The organism is Paenibacillus algicola (assembly GCF_005577435.1).
GTDB lineage: Bacteria > Bacillota > Bacilli > Paenibacillales > Paenibacillaceae > Paenibacillus_AQ > Paenibacillus_AQ algicola.
This window is the reverse complement of record NZ_CP040396.1, coordinates 363,785-389,583: the sequence shown is the minus strand read 5'-3', so window position 1 is coordinate 389,583 and position 25,799 is coordinate 363,785. Positions and strand designations below refer to the sequence as shown.

The 25,799-nt window shown below is 53.4% G+C and carries 24 protein-coding genes; 2 read left to right on the top strand and 22 right to left on the bottom strand.

Annotated features, from left to right (window positions below):
- Positions 1-51 precede the first annotated feature (51 nt).
- A complete protein-coding gene (locus E6C60_RS01805) occupies positions 52-492 on the top strand; it encodes a DUF2500 domain-containing protein (protein WP_407669126.1) in 441 nt (146 codons plus the stop codon).
- 93 nt (positions 493-585) lie between these two features.
- Here the strand turns inward: E6C60_RS01805 and E6C60_RS01800 are convergent, their stop codons facing one another.
- The 22 genes from E6C60_RS01800 to E6C60_RS01695 all read right to left on the bottom strand — a co-directional run bounded on the left by E6C60_RS01800 (position 586) and on the right by E6C60_RS01695 (position 24,984).
- A complete protein-coding gene (locus tag E6C60_RS01800) occupies positions 586-2,223 on the bottom strand; it encodes a DUF4179 domain-containing protein (RefSeq protein WP_217496368.1) in 1,638 nt (545 codons plus the stop codon).
- A gap of 19 nt (positions 2,224-2,242) precedes the next feature.
- Positions 2,243-2,776 (bottom strand): RNA polymerase sigma factor, encoded by a 534-nt coding sequence (locus E6C60_RS01795; protein WP_138224191.1) that lies wholly within the window; start codon positions 2,774-2,776, stop codon positions 2,243-2,245.
- Between the two features lie 213 nt (positions 2,777-2,989).
- Positions 2,990-3,940, bottom strand: coding sequence for an ABC transporter permease (locus E6C60_RS01790; RefSeq protein WP_138224190.1), 951 nt, complete (start codon positions 3,938-3,940; stop codon positions 2,990-2,992).
- A 4-nt stretch (positions 3,941-3,944) separates the two neighbouring features.
- Entirely contained in the window at positions 3,945-4,997 is a 1,053-nt protein-coding gene (locus E6C60_RS01785; RefSeq protein ID WP_138224189.1) for an ABC transporter permease, read from the bottom strand.
- On the bottom strand, positions 4,994-6,523 hold the full coding sequence (locus E6C60_RS01780) for an ABC transporter ATP-binding protein (RefSeq protein ID WP_138224188.1): 1,530 nt from the start codon (positions 6,521-6,523) through the stop codon (positions 4,994-4,996). Before E6C60_RS01780 ends, E6C60_RS01785 begins: the two co-directional genes overlap by 4 nt.
- Positions 6,524-6,649: 126 nt before the next feature.
- Positions 6,650-7,762 (bottom strand): BMP family lipoprotein, encoded by a 1,113-nt coding sequence (locus E6C60_RS01775; RefSeq protein ID WP_138224187.1) that lies wholly within the window; start codon positions 7,760-7,762, stop codon positions 6,650-6,652.
- Positions 7,763-7,947: 185 nt separating this feature from the next.
- Positions 7,948-10,584, bottom strand: coding sequence for a cation-translocating P-type ATPase (locus tag E6C60_RS01770; protein ID WP_138224186.1), 2,637 nt, complete (start codon positions 10,582-10,584; stop codon positions 7,948-7,950).
- A 231-nt stretch (positions 10,585-10,815) separates the two neighbouring features.
- Positions 10,816-11,442 carry a hypothetical protein gene (locus tag E6C60_RS01765; RefSeq protein WP_138224185.1) on the bottom strand — a complete coding sequence of 209 codons (627 nt, stop codon included), beginning with the start codon at positions 11,440-11,442 and terminating at the stop codon, positions 10,816-10,818.
- Positions 11,424-12,296 carry an ABC transporter ATP-binding protein gene (locus E6C60_RS01760; RefSeq protein WP_138224184.1) on the bottom strand — a complete coding sequence of 291 codons (873 nt, stop codon included), beginning with the start codon at positions 12,294-12,296 and terminating at the stop codon, positions 11,424-11,426. Before E6C60_RS01760 ends, E6C60_RS01765 begins: the two co-directional genes overlap by 19 nt.
- Positions 12,283-13,983 (bottom strand): hypothetical protein, encoded by a 1,701-nt coding sequence (locus E6C60_RS01755; protein ID WP_217496367.1) that lies wholly within the window; start codon positions 13,981-13,983, stop codon positions 12,283-12,285. The genes E6C60_RS01760 and E6C60_RS01755 overlap by 14 nt, the downstream gene beginning before the upstream one ends.
- Positions 13,984-14,209: 226 nt before the next feature.
- On the bottom strand, positions 14,210-14,587 hold the full coding sequence (locus E6C60_RS01750; protein WP_138224182.1) for a hypothetical protein: 378 nt from the start codon (positions 14,585-14,587) through the stop codon (positions 14,210-14,212).
- A 715-nt stretch (positions 14,588-15,302) separates the two neighbouring features.
- On the bottom strand, positions 15,303-16,169 hold the full coding sequence (locus E6C60_RS01745) for a helix-turn-helix transcriptional regulator (RefSeq protein WP_138224181.1): 867 nt from the start codon (positions 16,167-16,169) through the stop codon (positions 15,303-15,305).
- A 23-nt stretch (positions 16,170-16,192) separates the two neighbouring features.
- Complete coding sequence (locus E6C60_RS01740) at positions 16,193-16,930, bottom strand: phytanoyl-CoA dioxygenase family protein (RefSeq protein ID WP_138224180.1); 738 nt, start codon at positions 16,928-16,930, stop codon at positions 16,193-16,195.
- Between the two features lie 113 nt (positions 16,931-17,043).
- Positions 17,044-18,756 carry a CotH kinase family protein gene (locus tag E6C60_RS01735; RefSeq protein ID WP_138224179.1) on the bottom strand — a complete coding sequence of 571 codons (1,713 nt, stop codon included), beginning with the start codon at positions 18,754-18,756 and terminating at the stop codon, positions 17,044-17,046.
- A 24-nt stretch (positions 18,757-18,780) separates the two neighbouring features.
- Positions 18,781-19,485, bottom strand: coding sequence for a DUF4956 domain-containing protein (locus tag E6C60_RS01730; protein ID WP_138224178.1), 705 nt, complete (start codon positions 19,483-19,485; stop codon positions 18,781-18,783).
- A gap of 2 nt (positions 19,486-19,487) precedes the next feature.
- Positions 19,488-20,201: a polyphosphate polymerase domain-containing protein gene (locus E6C60_RS01725; protein WP_138227571.1), complete on the bottom strand. Its 714-nt coding sequence runs from the start codon at positions 20,199-20,201 to the stop codon at positions 19,488-19,490.
- A gap of 239 nt (positions 20,202-20,440) precedes the next feature.
- The gene (locus tag E6C60_RS01720; RefSeq protein ID WP_233281098.1) at positions 20,441-20,581 is read right to left on the bottom strand and encodes a hypothetical protein; all 141 of its coding nucleotides are present in this window, start codon (positions 20,579-20,581) and stop codon (positions 20,441-20,443) included.
- 147 nt (positions 20,582-20,728) lie between these two features.
- The gene (locus E6C60_RS01715; RefSeq protein WP_138224176.1) at positions 20,729-21,751 is read right to left on the bottom strand and encodes an SPFH domain-containing protein; all 1,023 of its coding nucleotides are present in this window, start codon (positions 21,749-21,751) and stop codon (positions 20,729-20,731) included.
- A gap of 29 nt (positions 21,752-21,780) precedes the next feature.
- Positions 21,781-22,581 carry a TPM domain-containing protein gene (locus tag E6C60_RS01710; protein WP_138227570.1) on the bottom strand — a complete coding sequence of 267 codons (801 nt, stop codon included), beginning with the start codon at positions 22,579-22,581 and terminating at the stop codon, positions 21,781-21,783.
- 41 nt (positions 22,582-22,622) lie between these two features.
- On the bottom strand, positions 22,623-23,654 hold the full coding sequence (locus E6C60_RS01705) for a TFIIB-type zinc ribbon-containing protein (RefSeq protein ID WP_138224175.1): 1,032 nt from the start codon (positions 23,652-23,654) through the stop codon (positions 22,623-22,625).
- A 27-nt stretch (positions 23,655-23,681) separates the two neighbouring features.
- Positions 23,682-24,305: a PspA/IM30 family protein gene (locus E6C60_RS01700; protein ID WP_138224174.1), complete on the bottom strand. Its 624-nt coding sequence runs from the start codon at positions 24,303-24,305 to the stop codon at positions 23,682-23,684.
- Positions 24,306-24,345: 40 nt separating this feature from the next.
- Positions 24,346-24,984, bottom strand: coding sequence for a hypothetical protein (locus tag E6C60_RS01695; protein ID WP_138224173.1), 639 nt, complete (start codon positions 24,982-24,984; stop codon positions 24,346-24,348).
- A gap of 307 nt (positions 24,985-25,291) precedes the next feature.
- Here E6C60_RS01695 and E6C60_RS21245 point away from each other — a divergent pair, with 307 nt between their 5' ends.
- The gene (locus E6C60_RS21245; RefSeq protein ID WP_233281096.1) at positions 25,292-25,768 is read left to right on the top strand and encodes a hypothetical protein; all 477 of its coding nucleotides are present in this window, start codon (positions 25,292-25,294) and stop codon (positions 25,766-25,768) included.
- Positions 25,769-25,799 lie beyond the last annotated feature (31 nt).

Here is a 25,799-nt window from a genome sequence, read left to right as displayed (position 1 = left end):
ATGGTAACGTATAACAATAATCACCATAAACGTATGAAGGAGGAAAATGATATGTTCTCAGATCCGATGGATGGGGGCTTTGGAGGTGGATTTGGAGGTGGGCCGGGGCCTGTCTTTGAATTTATATTTAACGTGTTTCCGATTATATTCGGTATCGTATTTGTGTTTATTCTATACACCATCATTCGCAGCGCCGTGCAGCATGCCAAGAATGCCCGCGCTCCCCGGGAGTCTTCGTATGCCCGGATTATTTCCAAGCGGACAGAGGTGACCGGCTCCAGCCGCAATCATCATGATCACCATAACAGCAGCTCCTCCCGAACGTACTATTACATTACGCTGGAATTTGACAACGGGGAGCGAAAGGAATATTTGGACGTGAAAAAGCTGTACGGTCTTGTTACCGAAGGGGATACAGGCTATGCCGCGGTTCAGGGAGACTGGATCGTTGATTTTGAGCGGGAGCTGCCGGGAAGGCAAGCCGGCTTGTAGAAAGTTCTGATTTTACCGGGAACTCCAATGACACAATAACAGCCGCCCTTTGTCACCTCATCGGCTTAGGGGCGGCTGTTATAGATGGGCAGGTTATTGCCCTGATCTCAATGGAGTACTTAGCTCTTCTTTCGGAGCTTCTGTGGTATACATCCATACATAAACAGGCAGCTCTTGTGCTGTAAAGTTCTCGTAGACATCCATGCGGCGGTTATCCCCATCTCCCCTCAGCCATGTCTTGGCTGGTTTGGCGTAAATACGTTTACCTCCCTCTTCCAAATAATAGGTCTGGGTTACGCCGCCAAACCGGGAATCCTGGCTTGAGGACTCCACATACAGATGACCGTCTTTTCGGTAATAGGTGAATTGAACAGGATACGCTCCCAGGCTGACCTCTACGCTTTGGCGCTGCTCGGAAATCCGGTTTAACAGAATCGGGGTTCCGTCTCCCTCGTGCTCATCGATCCGATGCTTGGCCACCAGCGTCATTGGAAGTCCCGCCAACTCATCCGCCTTCAAGCCGTTCATTTCAAACCTTAGCTCGGTGGATTTTGAATAGTCTACAAGGCTGCTTCCACCCTGAAGGACGGTCTCTCCTGCATGAAGCTCAAACCTTTGATATGGCAGGTGCAGAACCTTCTCTTGATGCTTCAGGATCACCCGAACCTGGGTAGGTGTGATGATCAGCTCATGCACAGAGGTTCCACCCGGCACCTGCGGCAGCGGCACGTTCAGCTTCTCTTGGAAGGTGCTCTTCTCCATTTGTTTCTTGGAAAGCTGCAAGTCGATTCCCCATACTCCTGTTGACGTTCGGGCAGCTCGGCTGTACACCATCTCAAAACGCGTATCCTCCTTCTGAAGCTGCTCGGCACTGAATACCTGCTCATTGATGACCTCACCGGGCTTACCCGGAGTCCCGAAAATTCCCGGATTGCGCGCTGCCGTTCGATGCTGGTCAGATTTCTGCTCTATCTCGATCCGGACCCAGCCTGCTTGTTCTGGCTTGAAGTTCTCGGCGAATCGAAATACAGACCGCAGCAGCACTTCTCCTTCAGACTGGGGAAAGGATTGAATCAACAGTGACTCCACCCCATCCCGGCCGATCTTCAACTCTTGTGCTTCCGATTGCTTCGGATTGTACGATACCGGAAAGCGCGCCTCCTCCATGAAATGCACATCTTCGATGCCAAAGGTCAATTCACTCAGGGAACCGCTCGGTACCCATTCACTTTCAAAATATCCCTGTACCACTCCAAGCTGTTCATTATATCTCTGGTTAAAATCACCTTTAATGAGCTTTCCCTTATCATCTCTCAAGCTCAACTGGCCATAATCTATGGATTGTCCCTCGGTCACCGGACCGGGATCCAGTGAATATAGCAGAACCGTCCGATTCTCATCCGTAAAGGCGGTGTGTACCGTCAGCGTAATCCCGTTTCGGGTCACGGACTGCTCAATGGTTTGCCCGAGTCCATCCTCCAGAGCGGTCATGATCCCTGAGCGGTACGACAGAAGGTCAGACCAGTCATACTGAATGGCCGCATAGACCGGTACAGCCACCAGCGCTGCAGAGATCCCGAGGATCATAGCCGCTCTCTTGTGGAACCGCTGAGACACTACAGGCGTCCAGGACTTCCCGCCAGCCTCGGCCTCGGCATGCAGCTCATTCTGCTGAATACGGTCCCACATCGCTTCAAAGTCTGGATAGGGTACGCCTCTGTCACTTTTCATCTGATTCTTGAGATCTCGTTCAAGGTGCTCCATACTGTCGTTCACCTCTCGTATCATATAATTCTTTGCTTTCCAGCTTGCCCCGCATCAGCTTGAGGGCTTTATGCAGCCGGGATTTTACCGTCCCTTGAGGCAAATTCAGCGACTGTGCAATTTCAGCGGTAGACAGCTCTCCAAGATATCGAAGAACCACCACGGCCATGAGCTTCTCAGGCAATTGTCCCAGCAGCTTCTCCCACTCTTCCGACGATTCCCGCTTCAGCACCTGCGCATCTACAGCAGGAACCGAAGCCTCTTGATGCTTCCGCATCCACTGCAGCTGAGGCTGCTTTACGGTTCGCCTCTGCTGCTTGCGCAGCAGATTCAAGCAATGATTGACAGAGATCCGCAAAATCCAGGCTCGCAGCTGCTCAATCTCGTGCCAATCCTGGCGAAATACGGTGACGAATACGTCATGACATACATCCTCCGCATCCTGAACGTTACGCAGCATATAATAGCAGGTACGGTATACATCTTTGTTATAAGCATCAAACAGCTCTCGATCTGTCAATTTCAGAGCCCTCCTTTCCGGTACGTGATCTAATATAAACAACGGACCGGCTAAAACGGTTCATTTTTTCGGACAAAAAAGCAGACCAAAAAGACAGCCTCCGCTTTGGACGGTTCAACACGGTCCAAGCGGAGGCTGTCTATATTTCATACATAGTTTCTATCACGTAACGCATAAGCTCCTCATCCGCAAAGCATGCCCTCGTAGACGTTCCTACCGCTTGCCGGAATCGAACGGCTCACCAACCGCTTTCGGTGCGTTAGAGGACTTGGAGAAGATAACCAGGGCAATCAGGGTGACCACGTACGGGAACACCTTTAGCACTACGGGCGGAATAACCGCCAGCGACGGAATGACCTGGGACACGTTCGCCACGGTGCTTGCAAACCCGAAGAAGAAGGTTGCGGCAAGCACACCCAGCGGCCTCCACTGACCGAAGATCAAGGACGCCAGCGCCAGGAAGCCCAGACCCGAGACGTTACCATTAAATTCTCCGGAGTAGGTCATCAGGATGGCGGCACCGCCAAGACCCGAGAAAGCACCGGAGATCAGCACGCCGGCATAACGCATGGACTGCACCCGCACCCCGGCAGCTTCAGCCGCGTGCGGATGCTCTCCGCAGGCGCGCAGGCGCATTCCGAACGGCGTCTTGTACAGAACGACCGTGCTGACGGCGAGAATAATAAGCACGAACCAGGTCACGGGGTTACTCCGCGTGAAGAATAAATCCCCCAGAAAGGGAATGTCCGAGAGCAGCGGCACATTGAAGGGCTCAAAGATGCTGATGCGGATATTCCCGCTGCCCGTCATGTTCCGCGCGAGAAAGATCGTCAACGCGCCGGCGATCAGATTGATGGCCGTACCGCTAATGATCTGATTCGCGCTGAGGTTGATGCTGGCAAACGCATGCAGCACCGAGAACAGCATGCCGGCTGCCATAGCTGCCAGCAAGCCTACCCACAGCACCCAGGGCGCATCTCCATATTGCTCCTGAAGCTTGAAGGTCACAAAGGCGCCCATGAAGGAGCCGATGATCATCAAGCCGTCCAGACCAATGTTGACCACGCCGCTCCGTTCACTGAACAGGGCACCCAGGGCGGTAATCAGCAGCGGAATCGTGAACACGATCGCGTAGGGAAAAATTTGCTCAAGTGTCGTCCACATTGGTTCAGCCCCCCTGCTTCTTGTTCGCCGCACGGCGTGATTTGTATTTACGATACAAGCGATCCACGAGAATGCTCGTCGCTGCAAAATAAATAATAATCGCGATGATCGAATCCGCAATTTCCGGCGGTATATCGGTCATGGCGTTCATAAAGCCCCGGCCAGAGTAAAGCAGGCCGAAGAAAATAGCAGCCAGCAGCACGCCGAGCGGTGCGTTGGCACCCAGCAGTGCAACGGCAATGCCGTCAAAGCCCTGGCTCGGCAGGATGCCGATCTGAATGCTTGAGGCATTGCCCGTATACTGGGTTACTCCCGCAAGGCCTGCGATGCCGCCGGAGATAAACATCGACAGCACGATGCTCCGCTGCACCCCGATGCCGGCATACTCTGCCGCATGACGGTTAAAGCCGACTGCCTTCAGCTCGTAGCCGAGCGTTGTTTTTTGAATCAGGAAGGCCACCAGAACAACACTGATCAAGGCGACGAACAGGCCCAGATTGATGTAGGAGCCTTGAAACAAATCGCTAAGCCCCTGCTGCTGGAGCAGGGCATTGGCCGGAAGCTGCCGGGATTCTGTCTCGCTGCTTCCCTTGAAGTAGGAAGGCACCGCATAGAACACAATCCAGTAGGCAATCCAGTTCATCATAATGGTGCTGACCACCTCATGCACGTTGTACCGGGCCTTTAGAATGCCCGGCACCAGCGCCCACAGCGCCCCGCCGATAAAGCCGGCCAGCACAATGACGACCAGAAGAAGGGCGCGGGGCAAGTCCAGCCAGTGGCCGACCGCCGTTGCACAGAAGCCGCCAAACAGCATCTGCCCCGCGGCCCCGATATTGAAGAGGCCGGTGCGGAACGCGAACGCGACGGACAGGCCTGTCAGAATGAGCGGGGTGGCGGTAGCGAGGGTGTTCCCGATCCGCTCTGGATTTTTCAGGCCGCCCTCGATCAGATATTTAAAGCCTTCCACCGGGTTGTGACCGGTTACAGCCATGAGCAGAACTCCGGCCAGCAGTCCGAGCAGGACGGCGACAAACGATTTTATACTGTTGTTCATGCGCTGCCCTCCTCTTTGCCATAACCGGCCATCATCAGGCCCAGCTCCTGTTCATTCGTTTCGGAAGCGTTCACGATGCCGACCAGCTCCCCGCTGTTAATGACCGCAATGCGGTCAGAGAGATTCAGAATTTCATCAAGCTCCAGCGAGACGAGCAGCACGGCTTTCCCTTTATCGCGCTGCTCTACCAGGCGGCGGTGAATGTATTCAATCGATCCTACGTCCAGACCCCGTGTGGGCTGCACAGCGATGAGGAGATCGGGATCACGCTCCACCTCACGTCCGATAATAGCCTTCTGCTGGTTCCCCCCGGACAGCGAGCGGGCCACAGAGCGGACACCGCTGCCAGAGCGCACGTCAAAGCTCTCAATAATATGCTCCGCATGCTCCCGCATCGCGCTCGGCTTCAGCAATCCATTCCGGGAAAATGGCGGCCGGTTGTAAACTTCCAGCATCATATTCTCTTCCAGGCTGTAATCCAGCACAAGCCCGCGCTTGTGGCGGTCCTCCGGAATATGCCCGATGCCTCTGTCATTCCGCTCCCGGATCGACAGCTCGTGAATCGGCTTGCCGCTCAGCAGCACCTCGCCGCTCTCGGCCTTCTGCAGGCCGGTAATGGCCTCGATGAGCTCGGTCTGGCCATTGCCGTCCACGCCTGCAATGCCGACAATCTCGCCGGCGTGAACGCTCAGGCTAAAGCGCTTCAGCGCTTCTACCTTCTTGCTGTTCTTCACCGTCAGAGACGACACCTCCAGCACGGCAGCTCCCGGAGCGCTCGCGGTCTTATCCACCTTGAAGGATACGCTGCGGCCGACCATCATCTCCGCCATGGCCTCCCGGCTCGTCTCCGCCACATCCACGGTGCCGATCGTCTTGCCGCGCCGGATGACGGTGCAGCGGTCTGCCACTGCCTTGATCTCCTTCAGCTTATGGGTGATAAGAATGATGGACTTGCCTTCCTTGGTCAGGTTCTTCATGATTTCCTGGAGATCGGTAATCTCCTGAGGAGTCAGCACCGCCGTCGGCTCGTCAAAGATAAGCACATCTGCATTGCGGTAAAGCATCTTCAGAATCTCCACCCGCTGCTGCATCCCGACCGAAATATCCTCAATCTTCGCATAAGGGTCCACGTTCAGGCCGTACTGCTTCGACAGCTCCCCGACCCGCTTCGCGGCCTTGTCTGTATCCATGAACAGTCCGAACTTGCGGGTTTCATAGCCCAAAATAATATTCTCCGTTACGGTAAACGGCTCGACCAGCTTAAAGTGCTGATGCACCATGCCAATGCCCAGCTTGTTCGCAACGTTCGGGCTCGTGATCCGCACTTCCTTACCCTCGACCAGAATCCGGCCGCGATCCGGCTGATACATCCCGAACAGAATGCTCATCAGGGTCGATTTGCCTGCGCCGTTTTCCCCGAGCAGAGCGTGAATCTCCCCTTTTCGTAATCTGAGTGTAATATCGTCGTTGGCAACGATGCCCGTGAATTCCTTTCGGATGCCCTCCATCTCGACAACGTAGTCCATAGGTTCGGCTCTCTCCTTCTTCATCCCCGAAGGCCGGGGAGTCTTCAGCATCCATAAGCTCTGTTTCTTACTCTCAACAAAAAAGACGGATAGCTTCTCCGTCTTTTTTGTTGCGGGTTGACTGGATTACTGGATCAGGTCGCCCTGCTCTGCAGATACCGTAATCTCACCGGATTTGATTTTGCCGAGAACTTCCTCTACCTGCTTCATCACGTCCTCGCTCAGGTTCGGGTTCTCTTCCGGCAGGCCTACACCGTCAGACTTTGCATCCAGCGTAAGAGTCTGTCCGCCCGGGAAGGTGCCGTCCATCTCTGCCTTGATCATATCGTAGGCAGCCTGGTCCACCTTCTTCACCGCCGAGGTCAGCACGACGGACTTGCCGTCTCCGTATGCTCCATCCTCATACTGGTCTACGTCAACGCCGACCATCCATACCGCTTCTCCGCCCTTCGCGCGGGTTACTGCCTCTTGAATGGCACCGACACCCACACCGCCGGCTGCCGCGAAGACAACATCCACGCCGCGGTCATACATTTGTGCCGCAAGCTGTCCGCCTGCTGCTACGTTATCGAAGGTGCCTTGGTATACGACATTCTCCTTCTTGATCGTTACGTTTGTGCCGAGGTTCTCATTGGCGTAGCTCAGGCCCTGCTGGAAGCCCCAGTTGAACTTCTGTACCGGTGGAATCTGAATGCCGCCGATGAAGCCGGCTTCGCCTTCCTTCAGCTGCAGCGCAGAGGCAACACCTGCGAGGAAGCCGGATTCCTGCTCCGCGAAGAAGATAGAAACTGTGTTCTCAGCTACGACGGGCGCCGCGCCCTGCTCTCCGGAATTCGGAGCGCCGTCGATCAGAACAAACTTCGCATCCTTATACTTCTCCTGCGCCTTGAAAATCGCCGTTTCGAACTTGAAGCCTGGTGTCACAATGAGTCTATAGTCTGCATCATACAGATTGCCGATCTCCTTCGTATACTCCGCCTCTGTCGTGCCCGCCGGCTTGAGATATTTCATCTCGATGCCGAACTCCTCGCTTGCTCTCTTGATTCCCTCATAAGTGCCCTGGTTAAAGGACTTATCATCAATGGTGCCTGCGTCCGTAACCATTCCTACCGTAAAGCTAGCTTTCGGTGCTTCTCCTCCAGCTCCGCTGGTTGCACCTTCCTCCGGTTTACTTCCGCAGCCTGCAAGCATGGTAACCGACAGTGCGAGACTGATTAAAGACATGACCCCTTTTTTCATATGGGAAGACCCTCCTAGATAATTTGCTGACAACGCGATGTTTGTCCTATTTACAATATATTAATAAATGTACCGCTTTTCAACTTAAATGTTCGTCTTTCAAGCCAAATGCACCTTTAACGCGGTAAAACGTTGGAGGAGTAAATAGCAGATTCCGAACAGCAAGCAACCGACCAGATGCTTCCTCAGGCTGCTCGCTCCGGCTTGCGGATTTGCCTGGTCAACAGCTTGATGATTTCGTTGATGATCAGCGGAATGAGCGCCAGACCAATGACCAGTCCCCAATCGGAGAGGCTCAGGTTCTGCACCTTGAAGGCTGCCGCGAGCACGGGTACGCTGATGGAGATGAACTGCAGCACCAGGCCGGCCAGCACCGCCCCCACCAGATATTTATTGGAGAAGACTCCGATTTGAAAAATCGACTTGGTCGCGCTCCGCTTCGTAAATGCGTAAAACAGCTGTGACGCAGCCAGAACGACAAAAGCCATCGTCCGCGCATAGGTCATGGCATCATCCGGGATATCGGAATCTCCCAGGCTGTAGCCAAACTCCCGCAGGCCGAGATAAAAAGCCAGCAGTGTCAGGCTTCCGATCAGCAGCCCGCCCAGCACAGCATTCACAGCGGCGCCGCCGGCGAAGAAGCTCTCCTTCGGATCACGCGGCTTCTTCTTCATAATATCCTTCTCACCGGGATCTATACCCAGCGCGATGGCGGGCAAAGTGTCCGTAACCAGGTTGATCCACAAAATCTGTGTCGCCAGCAGCGGCAGCGGCCAGAAGAACAGGATGGAGGCGAGAATGGCCACGACCTCCCCGAAGTTACATGACAGCAGGAAGGTGACGGTCTTGCGGATATTTCCATAAATGTTCCGCCCTTCCCGGATGGCGTGCACAATCGTCGTAAAGTTGTCATCGGTTAAAATCATATCACTGGCGCCCTTGGATACATCCGTGCCGGTGATGCCCATGGCAACCCCGATGTCTGCATTTTTGAGAGAAGGTGCGTCATTGACGCCGTCGCCGGTCATGGAAACGATATTGCCCTGCGCCCGCAGCGCCTTCACAATCTTGACCTTGTGCTCGGGAGACACGCGGGCAAAGACGCGCACATCCTTGATGCGGCTCGCGAACTGTTCTTCGGACAGCTCGTCGATCTCGGCTCCGGTCATGCTCTGGCTGAGATCCTTCGCAATGTCCAGCTCTCTCGCAATAGCAACCGCCGTATTCTTGTGGTCCCCGGTGATCATGACCGGTGTAATGCCGGCCATTTTGGCCTCGCGGATGGAATCCTTCACCTCGGTCCGCGGCGGATCGATCATGCCGACAAAGCCGAGGAAGGTTAAGTCCTGTTCCATGTCCTGCGGCTCCACTCTGGAGGGGCTGTCCTTAAAGGCCGCGGCCAGAACCCGGAGTGCCTGATCAGACATTTCTTCAGCCGCCTGCAAATACTGCTGCTTCAGCGCCTCTGTCATCGGTACCGTTTCTCCGCCAATCCTGGCAGAGGTGGAGATACGCAGCAGCTGGTCGATCGCGCCCTTTGTGTGAACCCGGAACCCGCCCGGGACCGTGTTTAGCGTAGACATGAGCTTGCGGTCGGAATCAAACGGCCTCTCGGATACACGCTTGAATTCCGTTTCGAGGTTTCTTTTGGATAACCCCTGCTCTTCTCCTTCATACACCAGTGCAATCTCGGTAGGATCGCCGGTAGCCTCGCCATCATGAATGCTGGCATCACTGCACAGGACAAAGGCCCGCAGCATGTCCTGCTGAGTTTCCGGGTGAGCCTCCGGTATACTATAGCGCTTTACGACGGTCATTTTGTTCTGGGTCAGCGTTCCCGTCTTGTCGGAGCAGATAATGTTAACCGAGCCGAGCGTTTCGACGGCAGGGAGCTTTTTGACGATAGCGTTGATCTTGGACATTCGTGTGACGCCAAGCGACAGCACGATTGCTACAATCGCCGGAAGTCCTTCCGGAATAGCCGCCACTGCAAGGCTGATCGCTGTCAGGAACAGCTCGAACAGCTCCCGGCCCTGGATAAGGCCGATCACGAAGATAAGCACGCACACCCCGATGGCAATATAGCCCAGAAACCTGCCAAGCTCCTCCAGCTTCTGCTGCAGTGGGGTCAGCTTCTGCTCGTCGGTGTCCAGCGCCTGAGCGATTTTGCCCATCTCGGTGTCCATTGCCGTGCCGACCACGACTCCTTCGCCGCGTCCGTAAGTGACCAGGGTGGACATGAACGCCATGTTGGAGCGGTCTCCCACCGGTGTCTTGGGATGCTCGTGCACGGCTTCTGCGTGCTTGTCCGAAGGCACCGACTCTCCGGTCAACGCGGATTCCTCAATCTGCAGATTCGCGCTGTCCAGCAGCCGGACGTCGGCGGGGATGAATCTGCCTGCATCCAGGATGACCACATCTCCCGGCACGAGGTTGACGGAGTCGATTTCCTTCACAGCCCCGTCCCGGCGAACCAGGGATCTCGGGGCAGTCATTTGCTGCAGCGCCTCAATGGCTTTTTCCGCCTTCTGCTCCTGAAATACTCCGATTGCTGCATTCAGCAGCACCACCGCCAGAATGATTACAGCATCCATATACTCGCCAACGATCAGCGTGACGACCGCGGCGCCGAGGAGGACGTAGATAAGCATATCCTTCAACTGGGCAAAAAACAGGGCCGCCACACTCTTCTTCGGCTTTCCCTTCAGCCGGTTCGGGCCATGCTGCTCTCGCCTGGCTGCGGCTTCCTCCGCGCTCAGTCCCTTGGCAGGATCTACGTTTAGCTTCTCCAGCACTGCTTCTCTTGTTTCCGAGAACCACATCCTACCAACACCTCTTTATTCATATGTGTGTCAAGCATCCGTTACGGGTATTGTAAACAGGCAGAGGGATAATTAACCGGGATTTGTGGAATTCGCGGCGGGGTGAAGGCAGGCGGCGGGTTTGGAGTCATTGTATTCCTTCCGGACGATATTACCTTATGTCGACATAGCAAAAACAGCCCATCGGCCATAATTCCGCCAACAGGCTTTCAACCAGCTGTTGCTCTTCCTTCAATCTTTCAGCAAATGGAACCGCTCTCGAAAGCGGATTAGCTGTACAGTCCCGAACAGGGCCACCAGACAAAAAACTCCTTGCTCAAGCAGGTAAACGTCCGAGGGTAGCCCTGTAACCTGGCGGTACCATTGCATGAGGTAGAGAGGTCCCTGCCCGCTCCCGCCGGTAAACAATCCGAAAAAAAGAAAAATCAACCCGCCGCAAAGACCGAATGCACTATTCTTAAAAAGTGTGGTAATCAGGGCGATAAGCAGCATGTACATAAGAACCGAGATGCATCCTCCTGCCACCTGCGCAGGCGTGTAATAACGGTGAAGCACAGATGTGAACAAACCTGCATACAACAAGCTCATTAGAAGTGGACGTACAGCGCCTGCACGCCATGGCGATACGGGCAGCGTGATCCACAGCTCCTTCTGATAAGCTGATCCGATAGACGACATCAGTCCAACCACCGGGAAGGCCAGGCTTGGGTACAGCAAAAATACGGCCAAATCTTTGGCAAGCTGCTGCGATGAAGAGCCAGCTAAAATGACAACCAGCCACAGCATAATCGGAATTAACAGCAACGGTCGCTGTGTTTTCCACACAAATCGCCACTGTATTACTTCCTGTTTAACCAAACCATATAGCCCTCCTCCAATGTAGGCTGCAACGGCTGCGCATCTTCCGAAGGCTTGGAGGCCGCAACCACCCGTATATGATAGAGCCCTTCCTGCTGCTCTTTCAGGTCGGTAATAAAAACGGATGGATCGCTGCGGAGCTGCTCGTACTTCCCCTGTTCAGTCTGAAGTCCCCACACGCTGCCTGCCGCATATGCCACTACCTCACGCACATGGTCATGTGATTGAAGCCAGCCCTTGTTCATCAGCAGTACACGGTCACAGGTTACGGACACATCTTCCGTTATATGGGTGGATAGAAGAACCGCTCTGCTGTGACCCAGCCGTTTAATCAGATTCCGGAAACGGATCCTCTCCTCAGGATCAAGACCTGCGGTCGGTTCATCCACAAGCAGAAGCGCAGGCTCATGAATTATTGCTTGCGCAATGCCCAGCCGCTGTTTCATGCCTCCAGAAAGTGAACGAACCTTCTCCCTCCCCACCTCTTCCAGATTAACCTCTCTCAACACTTCATTCATTCGTTTATTGATGCTGCTACTGTTCATTCCCCGCATACTTGCGATATAGTCCAGATACTCCGTAACTGTCAGAGAGGGAAATAATCCGATGTGCTGCGGCAAGTAGCCAATGTCCGCGCGAAGCTTCTCCATATTGGCTGAGGTCCATTCTACCCCGTTCAGCAACAGCCTTCCCCCACTAGCCTTATGATAGGTAGCGAGGATGCGCAGCAGCGTTGTTTTTCCGGCTCCGTTTGGACCCAGCAGGCCGGTTATCCCTTTCTCCAGTGTGAAGGTCGCTTCCTGCAAGGCTGTCTTGGATCCATAGCGCTTTGTCAGCTGTTCAGCCACCAGCATTTGTTTTCCCCTCCAAATCCTTCATTATACGTTCAGGTGTCAGAAGACCGCCGGTTTGTTGATACCACATCCGGAGCATCTGTTCCTTCTCCTGCTCTGGCAGCTCCATATATACCGTGCGGATACGTTTCACAACATCTTCTCCGAAGATAGATTTATAGTAAATATCCGTCGAGGGATTCTTCATGTTACCGAAATACAGGGCTGCAAACAGCCGGGTATCCTTCATCCCGCTACCTCCTGTTTCCGATCCCCTTAAGAACATGACGTTCAATAAGGATTCAGACTGAAGCAGCCTCTCATCCTGGTACACGAAGAATTCATCGGGATTGGCGGTGAACTGCTGCATGGTTGTGATCATATAACCGCGGACAGGCAACTCCGCTCCTGCACCAAGCCTCTCCTTCGCTTCCTCGACCAAGCGTGCCAGCTCGTTATGGCCACGTTCCACAGACCGCCTATCCTTAAAAGCTGGGCTTATAATCTCTCCTGCCTTCTTATAGGCGCCGTAAATAATCGTCGGTCCGTATGCTTTTCCTTCCCACATCCCATCTCCCAAGGCAGACAGATTTGTCCAAACTAGTTTATGATCTAACCCCTTCAAATCCAACCGATATGTTTCCTTAAGGCCATGGTGATACGGATCCGCAGCCTCAAGCGGATGCATAGGGTACCAGGGTAATGCCGAGGGCAGCTCAAAGAAACTAGGTCCCACAGAAGCGTAAGTGTGAGTAACCAAGCTAAGCATCAATCTTCCTTCAGCCGCAGGCAGCTTTAATTTAAGTTGACCCTCTTGCTGAGAAACCGGGATAAGCAGGTCTCCGAACCTCGCTTCCACCACTTGAAAATCATCCAAAAGCGCCAGTGTGATTACGTCAACCTCAGCCTTTATATCCACTTCATAGACATAAGACAGATCATGATTGCTTCGCCCATGCTCAAGTCTGATTTCGACGTTATCGATCGCATATTTCAGCTCTTCCTCATTTAGCGGCGCAGCCGCTTGGTAAACCAACACCGGGTCACCACCTGATAAATAGGGAACATGTGAAGAGACGACAGGCAGCGTAAGAGCCGCAGCCATGACAATATATGCGATTTTTCTTGTCAGACCTTTCCACACTACCGCCGCGTATATGCCAACTGTCAAAAGCAGGGCGGCAAGCCGCTGTATATAAAAACCTATATTTATCTGTTGACTTTCCATGTCATAGATACCAAAAATTTGTTCAATATTCGGATCGCCTATCACCAGCCAGCCTGATACCTCCAACGGCAGAAATTCTCCAAATGCCATTGTGTTATAAGGCATGATCAGAAACCAAACCAGTACAATAAGCACATAACTGTATAGGCTGCTGAGCAGAGAGTAAATCACATATCCCAGAACAACAGTCAGGAAGAATGGAAACCACCAGCACAACCACGTATATACTAAGGCCTGCGTGATTTTCTCAGCACTTCCTCCGCCGTGCGTTCCAACAATATACAAACTTACTGCCGTAAAGAATATTAGATAAAAAGCGCTTGTTAGAAGCAGCCAGTAAACAAACTTTCCCATGCGATACCTTGTGTAACCGGGTAGAGTGCGCACGAGCTCATACTGGTTCCAGCGCTGTTCCGACCGCGCTTCCTCAGCCCCATATAAAAAAAACAAAAGACTTGCCGCCATAATAAAATACACCATTCCCGGAAAAACATCAAAACTCGTAAGATTAGATCTCGGGAGGATCATCGATAACGCTATACATAAACCGAATATACTTAGCCATAGAGGCGACCTCAAAAGCTGAAGCCACTGTTTGCGGATTGTTGAAACCATAGATCACCATACTTCCTGAGCTTAATCAATAAATTTAAAGCGTAATTTAAAGAAGGGCTCGAAGGGTAGTATAATTAAGTAAGCTGTATAATTAGTTCGTGATGCTGGATGTGACTCCGAGAGATTTGTCACCTGAAGCTGTTACATTGTAAGCTTCACTTGAACTCAGCCAATAGCTAGTACTTTGCGAAGGTTGTCCGTTATAGTACACAGTGTGTGTATAGAGCAGGTCATCAGGCCAGTATCTGATAAATTTGTACAATTTACCATATCCAGTTCCCGTACCCGCTGTAACACTAGTAGCGAAAGTACCATACTGGCCCAAACCTGATATAGAAACACTTTCATGGGTTGAAGTGTCATTTACAGGTTTGGTCGCAGTAGCCGTAGCGGCATAAACATTGGCGGACGCAAAGAGAAGTCCAGCAACTGAAGCAATCCCTACTACCTTTTTAAAAGTCGATTTCAAATTTAGCCCTCCTCAATTCCCCTCACGAGCCCAATTACAATATAACCCATATATGGATTTATGAACAATAGTAAGAATGTACCAAATATGTGACATGACTCTCTAGTTACATAGTACTTAACATAAGTTGGAATACTGGGGAGCGGATGTGGATACGCGATTTGTTCAAGTCAATGCATGTGGAATCATCCGGCTTGGCTCCTAATAGAGATGCATGAGGTCGTAAAATGAATACAACGAGCTGTCCCTCTGCGCAGAGCGCGAGGAATTCGAATTCATTGAGACAGATGTGTTCGTACTTAAGAGTGCGGAAATATACTGTCCGGCTGTTATCTGTTTCCCGGCCCTTGCCATCCATAGAGATCTTTACATCTGCTTTTTCAAGCAGTTCAAGATAGTCAGCATTGGAAAAATGGGAATCCTGGTCACTGTTCATTATCTCGGGTTAGCACTGGCTGAGAGCACATTTGAGGCAATTAAAAACAAAGCCTTTTTGAGGGTGTTGGACAGCTCGTAATCGAGGATTTTTCGAGTGTACCCATTCGGTGATGTTTTGAACAGGTACATGTGAGAAAGCAAGTGCATTCAATCATGCTTTAGAGTTCCTGGCATCGGAACCCGATTTGGAAAGCTTAATTATGGATGCCTCCATCGTTCGTGTACATTAACGTGGGACTGGCGCAAAAGAGGAATCTGGCTATACAGACCGGAAGCGCTAAACAGGCGCACCGCCCCGGTTCTTGCGAAACTGTCTGGGCGAGCAGCCATAGCGGCGCTTAAACAGGCGCTCGAAGTGAGTCATCGTGCCAAACCCTGCCGCGAAGCCGATCTCCGTCACCGGCAGATCACTGCTTAGCAGCAGCCGGGAGGAGAATTGCAGCCGCTTGTCATTAACGTAGGCTTGAAAAGGAATGCCGACCTGCTTGCGAAAGCACTCACTGAAATAGTTAGGTGCAAGGCCTGCATAGGCTGCGGCGGTGCTCAGCGGGATGGGCTCGCGAAAATGATACTGAATCATGTCCACCGCCTTGACGATGGATGGATGCAGCTTGTTCTTGGGATCATTCCGTGGTGGCCCTGCCGCATTCAGGCCTTCTCCAGGCAAAGCTCTTGCCATTACGATGAGGATTCGCTCGAAGCACCCCTGTATAAGCATGGGGCTGCCCCAGCGCATTGGCTCCGTCTCCTTGCGGATCTGTTCAAAGGCCTGCTCCACCTCCCGGGCTTCCTCCCCGGCGAAGGTGTACTGAAGCCATCCTCGATGACGCAGAACCTCCTCCAGCAAGCCCGGACGGACAAAGCCGCCTTCAAATATGAAATCATACAGCTCGATCGTACTGTGCTCATCGGGAATAATCTCGTGAAAGTCGGCCGTCGTCAGCAGAAAGGTCATCCCTCGTTCCAGACGAAACCGCTCCCCGTTCACAACATGCCAGCCGGAGCCGGAGATCACAAACGCCATCTCGAAGAAATCATGCCAATGCGTCTCAATGGGATCGCGGATCTCATGCCTGAACAGACGAAAAGAGGAGGACAAATCGAGAAATGAGCTGCCCAATAAACGCTCGGGTGCTTCTTTCATCTGATGTCCTCCTCTACATAAAATTAGGCGTTTACGAACGAGTTGCCAGCGAGGTCCTTACCCCGGGCAAGCCAAATTTGGTGGCCATGGTTCTTCTCGGTAATCACCTGTGCATCGGTAGCAAAGTAGCGCATGGTATAACCGCAGCGGCGGTGCTCGCTTGTGTTGGCAGCGGCTCCGTGAATAATTCGGGAGTCGTGCAGCGAGCACTGACCTGGCTCCAGCTCGAAGTATACAGCTTGATCGGGATCAATATTTTTAATTTCGGTATCAAAAATATTCTTCTCTCCGTCCACTGCCTCATAATCAGAAAATCCGTTATTATGCGTGCCCGGAATGACTCGCATGCAGCCGTTCTCCTTCGTGCTGTGGTCAATGGCGAGCCACACGGTCACGATCTTGTCAAAACGGGACAGTCTGCCCTTCCAATAAGCGGAGTCTTCATGCCATGGCGTCTGTCTGCCCACCAGCGGCTCCTTGCAGATGAAATGACTGGACCACAGTCCGATGTTCGGGCCAATGATAGGCTCCACCAGATCCAGCACTTCATCACTCAGCAGGAATTTCAGCAGCCTCTCATCCCGAAAATGGGGCGTATCCAGCTCACTGTTCAGCTTTTTGCCGACCAGCTCCCACTGCTCCTCAAAAATGCTGCTCAGCTCCTGCATCTTGTCTGCCGAAAATAGCTGTTTCTTATGAAGCATATAGCCATTCTTCTCGTAAAATTCAATTTCGTCACGGGTCAGCGATGAATCAGTCATGGTTATGACCTCCATTATAGTTGATGTTGCCGGCTATTTCATCATACGTCCTGCCCGCTCTTAAATCTTCGCGTTCCTTCCGATAAACTCAACCGATTTTACGATGATGCTTCCTAGAGCCGATTCCTTCTGAAAAAAAGGATCATCAGGCAGCCCCCGATAAGGAGCAGCAATGCAGCTCCAGCCGTCAAAGCCTCTGCAGTGCTCCCGGCAGTCCCGCCGTTCTCCATGGCCGGACCGCCGAAGCCGGTCCGGCCGCCTCCAGCCTGCATACCGGGCGGTGCCATGCCCTGCATGCCCTGTTGGCCCTGAACGCCCGGCTCTCCTTGCTGATCCATTGCCCCTTGCTCTCCTGCCCCCGGCCTTCCTGCACCATCCGGCGGCATTCCTTCTCCAGCAGCAGGACCGGGGAAGCCGCCGGCATCTTCGGCATTGCCCTCTGCAGCAGCATTGTTTCTCATTCCCATACCGCCATCCATGCCGTCCGGATTTCTGCCCCCGCCGCTGCCGGAGCCATCCCCAGAAGAAGGGCGGGTTCCTTCCAGCTGCTCTGAGATGATGTTGACCTGGCTGGCATTCACTGCTTTCAGCGCTTCTACGCCGTCTTGAAACTGCTCGAAGGTGTAGAAGGCATTCGGGTCCTGCTTCACGTCCTCTGCAATCAGCGCATACAGCTCATCCACCCGGGCATCAAATACATCGGCTGCCAATACCTTATCAATAGCCTGCTGCAGTAAGGTATAATATTGCTCCTTATACTCCGGCTGCTCCAGCAGGTGATGCACGAGCGGACGCTCCGCTACGGCGCCTTGGGTCGGCTCATCTATGAGCAGCGACGAATATCCCTCTTGACCAAAGGCAAGATTATAATCCCATGGCAAGATGGTGAAGATTCCCTTTTTATCATAAAAATAGTAATTATGCTTGTTCTGTCCGATATAACTGTCTGTATTGTTCGCCGCCACATTCAAAGCAATATATTGCAGTCCTGCCTCCACATCCAGCACAGACTCATAATCGGTACCGTGATTGAGCTCGTCCAGCATTTGAATCAGTGCGTCATCGCTGTTGCCGCCGGATTTTTTGACCAGAGCCGCGTAATCGTCTGCATCGTCGCTAATCCACTGCAGATCACCGCCCGCCCCGCTCATCTCGGATTTATACAGATCTCCCGTACTGCTCCCGAAATAACGCTCCAGATAGGCGCTCCCGATCTGCTCCACCGCAAGATACGTCCCATAACGCTCACCATTCACATACACATTAACATACGAGTGACCCGGTACCGGCAAACCCAGCTCTTCCGCGAGCTCATACGTCATAAATTCCCGCATGGAGGAGGCATCACTGAAGTTGTTGTTGAGATTGATCTTGGTCACGCCGAACAGATGCTGTGAAGACATATATTCATCCAGCGACAGCTTGAAGCTGTATCGGTTAGAATCCGGCATATTTACCACCGAGCGAAGGCTTAAATTGCCTTTCGTACGGATACCGATATTGTCCACCTTGATCCCGTTATATTCCACGGAAGCGGTCTTCATCACTTCCTCTGAAGCCTGCTCCAGCATATCCTCGAAATCCTGTGGATCGATTGTGATTCTGACGTCCACCACCTCGTTTTCAACAAACACCCTGGACCTCAGCTGTTCCTCATTCGTTCCGGAGCTAACAGCCGTTGCTGTTTCTGCAGTGTCACCATCCTCCACTTCCACGGTGGCCTGAGCTGCAGGCGTCAAGGCACCATTCCAGACCAGTCCGGCTAGCAGCAGCACCGCAAACAAGGCACACAGCAGCGGCACAGCCGCTTTTGATTTCCAAAACATGAGGACCACCACCGTTTCGTTTTTCTAAGATACATAATCACCGTTATAGCTGATCAGGACGGCATGCTTCACCCCGGGGATCGAGATCAGTTCGTTGACGAACGCTCCTTCCTTGTCCTTCAGCCGAACCTCGAGGGTCATCTCCACCTGGCCTGGCGAGACGGTTTTCTGTTTCACGTTATACCGCTTTACCAGAGACTGCACCTTACCGTGTACCTCCCGCTCACTCTGGTCATCCACGCAATTGACGACCACCAGATATGGCGTATCCTGCATCGGGTTTTTGATAAACACCAGCAGCACCATGCCCACAATAACAGAGCCCAGCATCGCAAGCGTGTAGAATCCGGCTCCTGCCACGATACCTGCCGCAGCAGACCAGAACAAGAAGATCAAATCCGTTGGATCCTTGATTGGCGTTCTGAACCGGACAATACTGAGTGCGCCGACCATACCGAGAGACAGCACGAGATTCGAATTAATGGCCATGATGACAAGGGCCGTAACCAGGGTCATGCCGATCAAGGAAACGTTGAAGCTTTTGGAATACAGCACTCCGCTGAAGATCCGTTTGTACAGCAAGTAAATGAACACCCCGATCGCAAACGCGATCGCAAACGTGATCAGCATCTTCGATATCGTAATGTCCGATTCAAACTGGCTCACCAGAGAGCTCTTGAGCATATCCGAAAAGGTAACCTGCTCATTCGTTGTCGTTGTTGTTTCCATTCTTAATAATCCTCCCACGTATTCGACTTCAAATATTTGCGGCAAATGACATACTTGGAGGCAGACTGCCGCTGCAGGCCTTCTGTTTGCAGCACAGCCCGGATATACTCCGGCAGGTACTCATCATACTTGACCTCCAGTATCATCAGATCCTCATCCAGCGCGCGAATCGCCGCCAGATCCTGACTGAACATATCAGTCCGGTGCAGGCCGGTCCGCAGCTCCTTGTCAAAGGTAATCCGTACGTTGCCGTGATGGCACACAAACGGCTCACGCACATAGTCGACAATGACCTTGGGAGCCAGAAGCTGCTGCTTCATCTGATAGTAAATCTCTAGCAGCAGCGGCTTGCTTGGCACGTTCAGGACCTCCATATCTCCAGCCAGGAGCCGGTCAAACATTTCTCGCGTCAGCGGCTCCTTCAGCTTGGCAATATAGTCCCGCTGCTTGATTTTTTTCTCGAAATGAATCACGTCATCCTGAAAGTTGTAGATCCGGATGCGGTATTTGGCCCGGCTGGAGATCCCCCCTAGCTTCTCGTGCAGCGCGGTATTGCTGGCATCATCAAAATACAGGCTGCGAATGTGATACTCCCCGGTACTTGAAGCATGCACATCCCGAGTCAGCAGGGGCTTAAGCCGGCTGCTTAGCACCGCATGCTGATGACGGTTCATATAATATTTGAGCTCACTGCGGTATTTTAAAGCCCCGTCCATGTCCATTCTCCCCTCTGCTTCTTTCTTCATCGTTCGGTGCAATCATCCGTTGCATAGGGAAAGTATAGAGATGAAATCTGATAGGACAATGAAAATCAGCTGAATGAAAGCTGAAAGTTTTACACTGCGTTTACAATTCAAGCATCACAAAAAAAGCAGCACCGCTGCATGCGGTACTGCTGTCTCCATAATTTCATCCGGCTTCTGCTTAATGCGCCTGTCCTCACGGCAGGCAGGCCTTACTTCCGCCGATGTCGGGTCATTCTGCTATATACGATAAATGCCGCGATAATCATCGCCCCAAAGCCGATATTGCTTGCCGTCTCCGCCTCCACACCGAACAGCATACACAAATTGGTGACCAGGCTGTTCGTTAACATTGCCGTCAGTATGAGCATCAACGGCCGCCATATGTTGTACCTTCTCATCTCCCAAGACCCACTCCCGACTAACCTTGCCTCAAGGTTTAAGTTTCCTGCCATTATATCACAAAAAGGCGGCGCTTACATGAACAACGTAAGCCCTTGTCAGCTCAGCTTATGGCCGCAGTTCGGGCAGAAGTTGCCGCCTTCATTCTTGGCGCCGCAGTTGGGACAGAAGTTCGGCTTTGCCGCTGGCTCTCCGGAGGAGGACGTCTTCCCACCTTGAGCTGACTCCTCAGCAGAGGAAGGAGCCTTCTCTGGGGATGAGGACGGCTGCTGCCGATCCGGGTTCATATGCTTGAGCATGTCCTGGGCCATATTCATGCCCATCATCATGCCCGCCATATCGGAGGCCGCCCCGCCACCCTGCATTTTGCCGGAGGCCATGCCATCGGTCAGGCTGACCTGCTGGTACTTCTGCAGGTTGCCGATCATTTCATGCGAGGCCGTCTTCGTGATCATATCCTGAATTTCCTGCGGGTAATTGAAGCTCATCACCTGGAAGCCGGTAATCGTAATGCCATAGCCCAGCATCTCCATATCCAGATCCTCGCGGATCCCCCGGGCAATCTCGTAAGCGTTCCCCTGCAGATTGAACATATCCTTGCCCTCGCGGCTGATCCACTTCATGAGCAGCTGATCCAGCACCGAGGTGATGCGGAGCTTGACGTCCTCCACCAGATAGCTCTTTTTGACGCCGGCAATCTTATCAATCAGCGTGACATAATCCTTCACCTTGAACTGAAACGTACCGTTCGCCCGGATCGGCATACCGCCTGGCAGCTGTGGTGTCTGAATAAGCACAGGGTTCTGCGTTCCCCAGCGCACCGTGAATTCCTTCGTATTTACAAACAGCACCTCGACCCGCATTCCGCTGTTAAAGCCAAACTTGAAGCCCTTCAGCGTGGACAGGAACGGAATAATATCGGATTCAACATTGAACGTGCCCTCATCCTCAAAAATCCCCTCAATTTTGCCGTTATTAATAAACACCGCGTCCTGTCCGGGACGAATCACGAGCCGGCTGCCCTTCTTGATCTCCCGGCTGTCCCATTTCCAAAAAATCATATCCTCCCGAAATTCTTCCCACTCCACAACATCCGCAAACTGATTTCTGAAAAACCCCATACTTCATGCACTCCTTTCTCGATCCGCTTCTAAAATGAGCCCCGGCTGCCGCTGCGGGAGTGTCCGCCTCCCGTAGTACCGCCGCCCGGCCCGCTGTTGCTCTTCGGAATCTTGGTCTTCGTAACTGTGGTGCGAATATATTGATCCTCCCGGTCCAGTACACCGGAGGAGGCTGAATTCTCGTAGCTGCGTCGATTGACGGTCATTACCCCGCCAGAGCGGTAGGCCATGATGCCAACGACCCCGGCTCCGATCGCTGCAGATACCAGGAGCTGAAACCACGTCTGATGCAGCACGTTCCCGTTCGCACCCGGACTGCCATTGCGGTCTGTCCCTCCATAAGCAGCTGAGCCTGTGTCCGGCACGATGCCAAGATAGCGGTAGGCTTCCGTAATATAGGTCTCAAACGCCTCGGCATAGCTTCCTTCAGTCAAAGCCGGTGTAATCTGGCGGCGGATTTGGTCCAGCCTGCCGGAGTTTAAATAGCTTTCCGCTTGCTGGAAGCCGCCCAAGTCTACCTCGCGGTAATTCATGTCGAGCGTCAGGATGACCGTATTGCCAAAAGGCTGATCATATCCCGGTGCGTACTCGTCATAGAAATCATTCGTAATATTTGCGACATCCCGGCCTTCCCGGTTTAAGGTGGTCAGAATGATAATATCCGTCTCCCGCTCCGCGCCAAGCTTCCCGGCCAGCTCATTCAGCCGTTCATATTCCTTGGGGCTGAGCAATCCCGCGTCATCCCAGATCAGCTGTTTATCTGACGGCGGGACTGACGGCTCTCCGTTTCCCACGGCAGGGAAGCTATAAAGCAGGAGCACTGCCAGCATCAGCAGGCCTCCTGTACGCAGTCTTGCAAATATCCCTGACTTCACCACAGACTCCCTCCCATCGTCCACGATGCCAGCCTTAAGGCGACAAAGGCCGCGCCGCTCACGCCCGCAAACCATCCGGCCACCTTGGCTTTGCTGATCGGCGGCTTGCCGACAATCTTCCCGGTCTGCCCGTTCATGGCAAAGGTGTGCTCTGCGCTGTTGTAATCATAATACACCATCCATACCGGAAAGAGCGCGTACTTAGCCTGCTCTACAGAGGTGTCAATGGAGGTGTCTCCATAAGTGACATGCGTATATCCGGTAATGGTGGAGGCGATATAGTCATCAATATAGCTGCGAATTCTCCGCTCCGCACGAGGCAGCAGCTCCTTGTCGTCATAGCTGTATTTCTCGGCTATATAACCCGCCAGATACGGCGTCTTGAAATCCTTCAGCTGCTCATAGGGAAACGGCTCCAGCTTGTCCATCAGCTCGTCGTTCATTTTCTCGGCGGCATCCACTGGCAGCTTCGTCAGATCCAGCACGAGCTTGCGATATACCTTGTAGTGGTCTGTCTCCGTGTACCGATAATCTCCGCGCGTGTAGGTTCTGACCTTGATGGCCTGCGCATGAACCTCCACCCGGTTATGTAAGTCATACAGCCAGAACGGAACATAGATCCCTGTCATGCCCTTGATCCGGCTGGCTTTCATGAAGCCTCTTGGCGTCAGCAGCCCCTTTCGGCACCATTTGCGGAACGCTTCCTCCGCCTGAGCCTTGCTGATGGCAAAAGGAATGACCCAGGCCGGTGCCAGCGCCCCGCTTAACCGATCCCCCAATACAACAGCCGAGCCGCAGAAGCTGCAGCGGGTAGCCGACGTCTCCGGCTCGGTCATCAGCACCGCGCCGCAGCTTGTACAGGAGTACTGCTTCACCTCCCCCTCTGTGAATACCTCCTGCGCCAAGGGATCGGGAATAGCTTCAATATTGTCCTTTCTGCCGCAGCTCGGACAGGACAGCATCCCGCTCTCACTATCATAATTCATGCCGCTGCCGCAATTCGGACATTTGTACGCAATGACTGGCATTCGCCTCACCTCCCCTCTGTCTGTCCCTTACGGGGCCTGCCGAATCAGCTCGTCAAACAGCTCATCAAAGCTCTTCTCCTGACGCTCTGATCTTAACTCAGCCAGCGCCTCTGCTTCATAAAGTGCAAGATCCGCTTTCTCTTCCAGCATGCCCAAGGGAGCGTCAATCGGCCCGGCAGGGTCGCTGCCGCCCTGATTCTGCTGCTGCAGCCGCGCTTCCGCCATCGTATGCTTCACCCTGGCATGCCGGGCTTCCAGATCCCGCACGTCGGCAACCAGCTTGCCCCTCAGCTCCTGCAGCCGGGCCGCTTCCTCTGTGGCAGCCAGAAAGTCTGCCTGGAGCGGCTCTACCTTCTTCTCCTGCTGCTCCTTCATATCCTGGAAGGAACGGGCCTTGCCTTCATCGCCCGACTCCTGGGCTTTCGCGGCATACCGCTCCAGCCGGTGAAGCTCCTCGCGCCATTCATCCAGCGCCCGGCGGGCCCGCCCCTGCGCCGCCTCTGCAGCGGCTGCCTCTGCCTTCAGCTGTCCCAGATTGCGGCCCAGCTCCTCCAAATATCGGCGGACGGCCCGTTCCGGATCCTCCGCCTGCTCCATGACTGACGGAAAGCTGCTTGACATTAGTTGAGTAAAACGTGACAGAATTCCCATAGAACTCCTCCTTATTCACACTTGTATTTATGCTGCCCCATCAGGCAGCTTCGCGGCTCCGGTGCCGGGTCAGCCACAAATAGAGCAGCAGGCCGACAATCGGGAACAGGCCCATCCAGGATATCCCTGAAGGGTACGGTTTCCGCTGATCATCACGGTAAATCCCATAGACCGACAGCAGAGTCAGCACGAGAAAATCCAGACTCATCACGTGGACGAATTGGGAGGACTGAAAAGCTGCCTGATAGGCCTCCATACTCCCTTGTGTCAGCCCCCAGCCGATAACCGCCAGGGTGCCTGCGATCAGCAGCCACAAAAACCAACCGGACCCCGCGAGTCCTTGCACCCAGCGGGGGGCGCGGTTTTTTCTAAAGGAGCTTTGTCGCTCTTCCCCTTGCAGCACATAGTACGGAATCAGCGCAAAGGCTCCCAGTCCAAAGGCCGCCAAAGAGAACGGCCAGGCGGGAAGAGTGCCCCGGTCACTGCGCAGCAGCAAACAGGCAAAAGCAATCGGGAACAGCCCCAGCATCGAGAACAGGGCCATCAGCGACGGCTCCTTCGACTGCAGCGTGATCAGCTCCTTGAACAAGGGATCGTCTCCTGCCCCCTGCCCCGGTGCGAGCCATGCCGCATAGACGATAAATGCCAGCCACAGGGCCAGCCAGCTCCAGCGTAACATAGGATTCCTCCTGACATTTGATTTAGTCATGCCTGGCATGTCGTCCATTACCCGGCACGCACGTTCCTTTAAACGAGCTCCTGCCCCCTGCCCTTCCGCTCTGCGTTCGGTCAGGTCCTATAAATGCTTCTACCTTTATCTTAACAAACGTGTGATTCGCTGTATAACATCTTTAATTTTCGCAGTGTAGTGCGAGAGGCTCTGCGCTATCATGATTCTGTGAAGGGAGGCTCCGGGAACTCACTGCATTTATGAGAGCGTTTTATTTCTTAACAAAGGTTCATTCTTATGTAAAGGGGTGCATATTGTGCGAACATTCAAGCAGATGATGGCCGCTGTGCTTGCGGCCGTTTTGTTCATTCCGGCTTTACCGCCTGAAGCGGCGGCTGAGCCAGAATCAGCGGCTGCGTCGACTTCTGTTGTATACGAGGAGCATTTTGAAGACGGTAACAGCGTGGCGGCTGCAAGCGGTAATGCCCGCCTGGATTACGTTAGCGACAAGCCTTTCGAGCTTCAAGACGATGCTGCAGCGCTATATGTCCATAGCCGCAGCAACGACTGGGACGCCGCTGATTTTACATTTGAGGATATCGGATTGGAGAATGGAGTCACCTATACCGTAACGGCGTCCGTCTACGTAGATGCTGATGTGCCGCTTCCTGCGGGAGCCAAAGCTGCGCTGCAGACGGTAAACAGCTACAGCAATCATGTCGAAGTTGATTATAAGTCCGGGGGCACTGTATTCTGGAGAAGGAGTTCACGGCAGACCAGAACCGCGATGTAGCCCTTCGGATCAAGTCTAATGAAGCTGGGGC

Bases quoted from the DNA above. Each gene is read 5' to 3' on its own strand.
- E6C60_RS01790 (WP_138224190.1), bottom strand. From the start codon at position 3,940: ATGTGGACGACACTTGAGCAAATTTTTCCCTACGCGATCGTGTTCACG.
- E6C60_RS01730 (WP_138224178.1), bottom strand. From the start codon at position 19,485: ATGGAAACAACAACGACAACGAATGAGCAGGTTACCTTTTCGGATATG.
- E6C60_RS01705 (WP_138224175.1), bottom strand. From the start codon at position 23,654: ATGCCAGTCATTGCGTACAAATGTCCGAATTGCGGCAGCGGCATGAAT.
- E6C60_RS01710 (WP_138227570.1), bottom strand. From the start codon at position 22,581: ATGCTGGCAGTGCTCCTGCTTTATAGCTTCCCTGCCGTGGGAAACGGA.
- E6C60_RS01800 (WP_217496368.1), bottom strand. From the start codon at position 2,223: ATGAAAAGTGACAGAGGCGTACCCTATCCAGACTTTGAAGCGATGTGG.
- E6C60_RS01735 (WP_138224179.1), bottom strand. From the start codon at position 18,756: ATGTTTTGGAAATCAAAAGCGGCTGTGCCGCTGCTGTGTGCCTTGTTT.
- E6C60_RS01720 (WP_233281098.1), bottom strand. From the start codon at position 20,581: ATGTTAACGAACAGCCTGGTCACCAATTTGTGTATGCTGTTCGGTGTG.
- E6C60_RS01805 (WP_407669126.1), top strand. From the start codon at position 52: ATGTTCTCAGATCCGATGGATGGGGGCTTTGGAGGTGGATTTGGAGGT.
- E6C60_RS01725 (WP_138227571.1), bottom strand. From the start codon at position 20,201: ATGGACGGGGCTTTAAAATACCGCAGTGAGCTCAAATATTATATGAAC.
- E6C60_RS01760 (WP_138224184.1), bottom strand. From the start codon at position 12,296: ATGCTGGTGGCTGAACAGCTGACAAAGCGCTATGGATCCAAGACAGCC.
- E6C60_RS01775 (WP_138224187.1), bottom strand. From the start codon at position 7,762: ATGAAAAAAGGGGTCATGTCTTTAATCAGTCTCGCACTGTCGGTTACC.
- E6C60_RS01700 (WP_138224174.1), bottom strand. From the start codon at position 24,305: ATGGGAATTCTGTCACGTTTTACTCAACTAATGTCAAGCAGCTTTCCG.
- E6C60_RS01745 (WP_138224181.1), bottom strand. From the start codon at position 16,169: ATGAAAGAAGCACCCGAGCGTTTATTGGGCAGCTCATTTCTCGATTTG.
- E6C60_RS01740 (WP_138224180.1), bottom strand. From the start codon at position 16,930: ATGACTGATTCATCGCTGACCCGTGACGAAATTGAATTTTACGAGAAG.
- E6C60_RS01755 (WP_217496367.1), bottom strand. From the start codon at position 13,983: ATGGTGTATTTTATTATGGCGGCAAGTCTTTTGTTTTTTTTATATGGG.
- E6C60_RS01715 (WP_138224176.1), bottom strand. From the start codon at position 21,751: ATGGGGTTTTTCAGAAATCAGTTTGCGGATGTTGTGGAGTGGGAAGAA.
- E6C60_RS01770 (WP_138224186.1), bottom strand. From the start codon at position 10,584: ATGTGGTTCTCGGAAACAAGAGAAGCAGTGCTGGAGAAGCTAAACGTA.
- E6C60_RS01785 (WP_138224189.1), bottom strand. From the start codon at position 4,997: ATGAACAACAGTATAAAATCGTTTGTCGCCGTCCTGCTCGGACTGCTG.
- E6C60_RS01695 (WP_138224173.1), bottom strand. From the start codon at position 24,984: ATGTTACGCTGGAGCTGGCTGGCCCTGTGGCTGGCATTTATCGTCTAT.
- E6C60_RS01780 (WP_138224188.1), bottom strand. From the start codon at position 6,523: ATGGACTACGTTGTCGAGATGGAGGGCATCCGAAAGGAATTCACGGGC.